3 protein-coding genes are annotated in these 2,180 nt (G+C 55.5%); all 3 read right to left on the bottom strand.

Going from position 1 to position 2,180, the window contains the following annotated elements:
• Positions 1–96: 96 nt before the first annotated feature.
• Complete coding sequence (locus LNV07_RS25250) at positions 97–684, bottom strand: hypothetical protein (protein WP_263573976.1); 588 nt, start codon at positions 682–684, stop codon at positions 97–99.
• Between the two features lie 547 nt (positions 685–1,231).
• Entirely contained in the window at positions 1,232–1,684 is a 453-nt protein-coding gene (locus tag LNV07_RS25245; RefSeq protein ID WP_263573975.1) for a hypothetical protein, read from the bottom strand.
• 165 nt (positions 1,685–1,849) lie between these two features.
• A partial coding sequence (locus LNV07_RS25240; protein ID WP_263573974.1) for a hypothetical protein occupies positions 1,850–2,180 on the bottom strand: 331 nt, incomplete at its 5' end.

Raw genomic sequence — 2,180 nt, 5'->3', positions numbered from 1 at the left:
CGAAGTTGAGCCGCAAGCGGCGGCTGGGCGCGGAAGGCCCAGAATGAAATGGGGGCCTGGAGTGGCCAGCCGTCGCGAGTCGGCTCGAACGAAAGGTTAGGTTGCATTGTGTGGCAAAGCACTACGCATTGGTAGGTGAGCACCAACGCCAAACGCGAGACATACGACCAAGACACCGATTCCCAGGGAAGACAAGGTAGACAAGAACAATTGGAACGGGTTTTCGTGGCCCCACTCGTTGCTTGGGAAGGCGACAGCTAGCACGGCAATGCCGATGCTCAGCGCGATACCGAGCCCTAGCAAATTTGCAAGACTTGCCTTGCTCTTGCAGGAAAGCCAGACGCAGAACGGAACGAGAACCAACGACGCAAAAGCTAGAGCGAAGACGTATGTGAGTACGAAGAGGTAGACCGAGTTAGCAGCGAACCAGCTTGCGAGTTCGGTACTCTTGATGTGGCCCAACTCGACCTTGGTGCTTCCGATGGAGTATGCCGAAAGCGCTGACAAGAGAAAGGTGACAACGGCCACTGCTAGTTGACCAAAGGCGACGCGTCGGAAACCGACCTTCGCAAAGGGGATTGGAGCTATAACCCTCAATATCACTGCCGGAACCACCAGCAATGCAAACTGCATTGCGATGCCGAATGGCTGCGTCAGGTAGTAGACGGCGAAGTCGGTAGGCATGAATGCAACCTAACGTCGAAGTTGAGCCGCGAGCAGCGGCTGGGCACGGAAGGCCAAGAATGAAATGGGGGCCTGAAGTGACCGGCCGTTGCGAGTCGGCTCGAACGCAGGGTTAGCAATCATTTCACCGGCCATGACGAACCCGCCTACCAAAACGAGCGAGAAGCCTGATACCCAAGAAAGCAGCTACGCCAAGATACAACGCAACACCCCATGTGACGAAGAGAGCAAATGCCCGTGACTCAAAATCTGAGAGCTCAAGATCAGTGAATGCAGCCCAGGCGAAGAATAGCAACGCTGCAAGGGCTAACCATGAAAGAGCTTGGACAAACACGCTTGAGCGCAAGCCCGCGGCAAGAAGGACCGCACTTGGCACAATGACTAACAGGAGCGCAACAAACGATACAACGAAGAACCCAGGGCTTGGCATTTGATTGCTAACGTCGAAGTTGAGCCGCGAGCGGCGGCTGGGCACGGAAGGCCCAGAATGAAATGGGGGCCTGGAGTGACCAGCCGTTGCGAGTCGGCTCGAACGACCAGTTAGGCCTCACAGGGGTAAAAACCATTCGAGTGTCTGCTTTCTCCATAAGACGGCCGTAATAATGCTTACAAGGCTCATCCAGAAGAATGAGTGCTCTGCGGCCACCCACTTCGCTCCTACTGGGCCTTGGCGCCACCAAGATGGACCTTGTGGCTTCTTCCAGAAGTCGTCAAACTTTCTCGACTCCGTTACAGACGTTGCAACTACTCCTCCACATGCGCCGGCCAGCACCATAAGGACAAGTGCTAGACCCAGCAGTGGCGGAGCACCTACGAGGTCGAACAGGAATTGCCCAGCCTTCTGGTTCGCGATCGACCCCAAAAGCCCGGTGAGTCCGGCGGCCGCGGAAAGATAGATGCCGATATGGAATTTGGTGTAGTCGTAAAGACGCTCCAATCGCTTGTCTTCTAGCCTTGGCTTAAGTTTCGGTTGCAACTGTGGTCTGGGTGTTCGCAGCATTGACAAGGGTATTTAGAGACTTCGCCAGCGACAAAGGTGGGATTTGTGAGGCCTAACGTCGAAGTTGAGCCGCGAGCGGCGGCTGGGCGCGGAAGGCCCAGAATGAAATGGGGGCCTGGAGAGACCAGCCGTTGCGAGTCGGCTCGAACGTAGGGTTAGAGCGCATTACTGCCCCAACCTTAAGACCAAAGGAACTGCGGCATTGACAAGAATGAACGGCGTGGCGGCGAACAAGAAGAGCATTCGAAACTTCCTGCGTTTGATTGCAATGAAGAGAATAGCTGCGCACGAAAGCACCGAGGAAATCGCCCAAAGAACCACTGCGATTTTCAATGACTCTGAGGTTACGGCCAACCCAGCTTGCGCCAGCCAAAAGAGACTTAGGCCAATGCTAAAGACCAGTCCGAAGAAGGATAGCAACCCCATGCCCAACGCAGGAAGAGCACCCAATCCTGGCGTCGCGGCTGAGGGATCGTAGTTCATCGTCCTTGCGCTC

This window comes from Roseateles oligotrophus (genome assembly GCF_025717515.1).
Lineage (GTDB): Bacteria > Pseudomonadota > Gammaproteobacteria > Burkholderiales > Burkholderiaceae_C > Paucibacter_A > Paucibacter_A oligotrophus.
The sequence above is the reverse complement of the archived record's forward strand: the minus strand, read 5'-3'. Positions and strand labels throughout refer to the sequence as shown.